This is a genomic window from Luteibacter sp. P4_E6 (assembly GCF_056401535.1).
In genome coordinates this window covers 1-3,266 of record NZ_JBFUJE010000444.1, presented here as the reverse complement: position 1 = coordinate 3,266, position 3,266 = coordinate 1, and the positions used below count along the sequence as shown (strand labels likewise).

The 3,266-nt window shown below is 62.9% G+C and carries 4 protein-coding genes; 2 read left to right on the top strand and 2 right to left on the bottom strand.

Features of this window, described 5'->3' with window-relative positions; translation table 11 throughout:
- The first annotated feature begins 124 nt into the window (after positions 1-124).
- Together AC1DT2_RS18890 and AC1DT2_RS18885 are read left to right on the top strand one after the other, a co-directional pair.
- On the top strand, positions 125-1,270 hold the full coding sequence (locus tag AC1DT2_RS18890; protein ID WP_063571580.1) for a sugar ABC transporter permease: 1,146 nt from the start codon (positions 125-127) through the stop codon (positions 1,268-1,270).
- 116 nt (positions 1,271-1,386) lie between these two features.
- Positions 1,387-1,764 carry a TIGR03067 domain-containing protein gene (locus AC1DT2_RS18885; protein WP_477298005.1) on the top strand — a complete coding sequence of 126 codons (378 nt, stop codon included), beginning with the start codon at positions 1,387-1,389 and terminating at the stop codon, positions 1,762-1,764.
- Between the two features lie 100 nt (positions 1,765-1,864).
- Here the strand turns inward: AC1DT2_RS18885 and AC1DT2_RS18880 are convergent, their stop codons facing one another.
- Together AC1DT2_RS18880 and AC1DT2_RS18875 are read right to left on the bottom strand one after the other, a co-directional pair.
- Positions 1,865-2,392, bottom strand: a complete 528-nt coding sequence (locus AC1DT2_RS18880; RefSeq protein WP_477298003.1) for a DUF4142 domain-containing protein — start codon at positions 2,390-2,392, stop codon at positions 1,865-1,867.
- 102 nt (positions 2,393-2,494) lie between these two features.
- Complete coding sequence (locus AC1DT2_RS18875; protein ID WP_477298002.1) at positions 2,495-3,109, bottom strand: alpha/beta fold hydrolase; 615 nt, start codon at positions 3,107-3,109, stop codon at positions 2,495-2,497.
- Between the last annotated feature and the right edge of the window lie 157 nt (positions 3,110-3,266).

Genomic DNA, 3,266 nt, shown 5'->3' with positions numbered 1-3,266 from the left:
CTTCAAGAACGTCGGCCTGACGCAGGAGCAGGTGCTCGCCGCCGCTATCTCGCATGCCGCCGAGGGGCCCGCACACGCGGCCTGATCCTCAAACCTATTCACGCGTTACCAGGGAAGCTCCTCCATGCAGTCGCAGCAAATCCAGCAACTGTTCGTCCGTTACAAGATCCTCGCGCTGCTCATCGCCGTCGCGCTCATCTGGCTGTTCTTCCACATCAAGACGGATGCAGCCTTCGTCACGCCGGGCAATCTGTCCAATCTGTTCCGACAGATGGCGATCACCGGCATGCTTGCCTGCGGCATGGTGTTCGTCATCATCGCCGGCGAGATCGATCTGTCGATCGGTTCGCAGCTCGGCCTCCTCGGTGGCGTGGTCGCCATCCTCACCGTGAACCAGGGCTGGGGCACATGGCCCGCCATCGGTGCGGTGCTGGTACTCGGCCTGCTGATCGGCGCGGTCAACGGCTACATCGTCACCAAGATGCGCGTGCCCTCGTTCATCGTCGGCCTGGGCGGCATGCTCGCCTTCCGCGGCATCGTGCTCTTCATTACCGGCAGTTCCACGATCGCGCCGGCGCCGGATAACCTCATCGCGATCGGCCAGGGCTTCGTCCCGCCTGGCGTGTCGGTGTGGATCGGTGGCCTGATCTTCCTGGCCATGGTGGCATTGACCGCGCGCCGTCGTGTACGCCGCGCCAAGCTTGGTCTGCAGCAAGGCGCCTTGTGGATCGACGTGGCGAAGATCGTGGCGATCGGTGCGTTCATTTTCGGCTTCGTGCGGATGCTCAACGACGCCAACGGCATCCCCATTCCGGTGATGATCCTGCTCGGCCTGCTTGCCGTGTTCACGTACGTCTCCACGCAGACCGTGTTCGGTCGTCACATCTACGCGGTGGGCGGCAACATGGAAGCCACGCGCCTTTCCGGCGTGAACGTGGCACGCGTCAAGCTCGTGGTGTTCGCGATCATGGGCCTGATGTGCGCCTTCGCCGGCATCATTACCGTGGCGCGTACCGGCTCGGGTTCACCGTCCGCCGGTACCGGTGGCGAGCTCGACGCGATCTCGGCCTGCTTCATCGGCGGCACCTCCATGCGCGGCGGCTCGGGCACGGTCTACGGCGCGCTGATCGGCGCACTGGTCATGGCCAGCCTCGACAACGGCATGCAGCTGATGGACGTCGACAACTCCTGGCAGATGATCATCAAGGGCGTGATCCTCGTCCTCGCCGTCTGGGTTGACGTACTTTCTGGCTCCAACCGCAACGGCTGATCCGTCGCCAAAAGCATCGCCGATGAATCGGCTCCCACACAGAGCGCGATCACGCTCCTTGTAGGAGCCGATTCATCGGCGAACGGATGCTAGCCAAAACTTTTCACGGAAGAAAAATGAATGACCTAGAACGTCTCCAGGGCACCTGGTCCCAAACCCGCTTCGAAGAAAACGGCGTCATCGATCCGCCTGACGTCCACGGCGGCAACGGCGCCATCACCACCATCGAAGGCAATACCTTCGCCGTGCGTCTGGCCGATGGCGAACTCCTGCTCGCAGGCCGCTTCATCCTCGACCCCAGCACTACCCCGCGTTCGATCACCTGGATCGACAGCATGGGCGACGATGCCGGGAAGCTCTTACCTGCGAGCTATGAACTTGACGGCGATTCGTTCGTCTTCATCGCAGGGGATGAGGGCATGCCGCGGCCGGTCGAGTTCGTGACCTCGCCGGGGTTGACGTTGCGCGGGTTCGTCCGACGCAGCGCTCCGTAGCCATCGCCGATAAATCGGTTCCTACAAAAAGCGAAGCATGCTCTTCTGTAGGAGCCGATTCATCGGCGATGGGCGCTAGCGATCCCGTTGCGTTTCGCAATCACTTCCCAGTATTCAAAGCCCGAGCCATCTTCAGATGCTCCTTCAACGTAGGCAGCGTCTTCGTCGCAAACGCCTGCAGATCCTTGTTCGACCCCTTCTCCGCCTCGACCTCGAAAATCGCGACAGCCTTCTGGTGGTCAGCCACCATGACCYTGGCGAACTCCTTGTCGAACGCCGTGCCGTTAAGCATCTTCAGCGCGTTGATGTCCTTCTGGTTCGCTGGCGGCGGCGATTCGGCGGTGGCATAGCCGCGGTCGCCCGCTGCGAGCGTCTTCAGTTCCTCACCCGCCTTGGTGTGATCGGCCACGATCTGCCGTGCAAAGGCTTTGACCTTGTCCGAGCCGGCGTTCGTCTCGGCCAGCTTGCCGGCTTCGATCTCGGCGAGGCCGGCGCCGCTGGCATTGGTGACGAAACCAGCGTCGGTCGGTGTGCCGCCCTTGGAATCGGTGTGCTGGGCGAGGGCGGCCATGGGTAGGGCAGCGGCGAGGAAGGCGGTGGCCATGAGGCGGGGCAGGGTGCGTGACATGGTGAATCTCCGTAGACGAGTCTCAGATGTCGCACCCGAGCCATGAAATGGCTGTGACCGTAAGGTGGTGCCTCGAAAGGACGGCCCTCACGGCCTGCCAGCTCAATTCGCCATCGCTCCGACAACCGGCTTACCGTCGACGAAACTCCGTATGGCGCCTACCGTGGTGTCCGTCGCTTCTTCCATCAGCCAGTGGCCTGCGCCGGGAATGACCAGGCCCGTGACGTTCCCTGCGGCATGGCGCATGACGATGGCCTCGTTTGCCCCGAATGACTTCTCTCCGCCAATAGCGAGCACCGGCATGGGCAGTTTCGTCGCCAACGACGCCTGGTTGATGTCCGCATCCTGGCGAATGGCGCGGAACTGGGCGAACGCGGAATGCATCGCGCCCGGGCGGGCATAGATGTCGGCATAGTGCCGACGCGTGCCCTCGTCCATCTTGCTCGGGTCGCCGGCGAACTCGTTCCAGAATCGATCCAGATAGATTCGCTCGCGTCCGGCGACCAGGCGCTCCATGTCGGGACCGCCGAAATCGAAGTGCCAAAGCAATGGCGAGCGCACGATCTGGTCCCAGGGAGGGATGCCGGGAACGGGCGCATCCATCACGACCAGGCGCTCGGTTTTGTCCGGATAACGGGCTGCGTAGGCATAGGCCACCATGGTGCCGATGTCATGGCCGACGACGACGGCCCGGAGTCTGCTTCCAGTCGGATTCACTGCACTGTGCCACAGGTGATGATTCGAACGTCACATCCGCGGCTAAGTGGCTTCCACGGGCGATCTGGCGCGTGCGGGCTACCGCCGGATACGATGCTGCCTGGGGAGGGGCCTATGACGACCATGGACATCGTGCCGGACAACGACACGCATACGT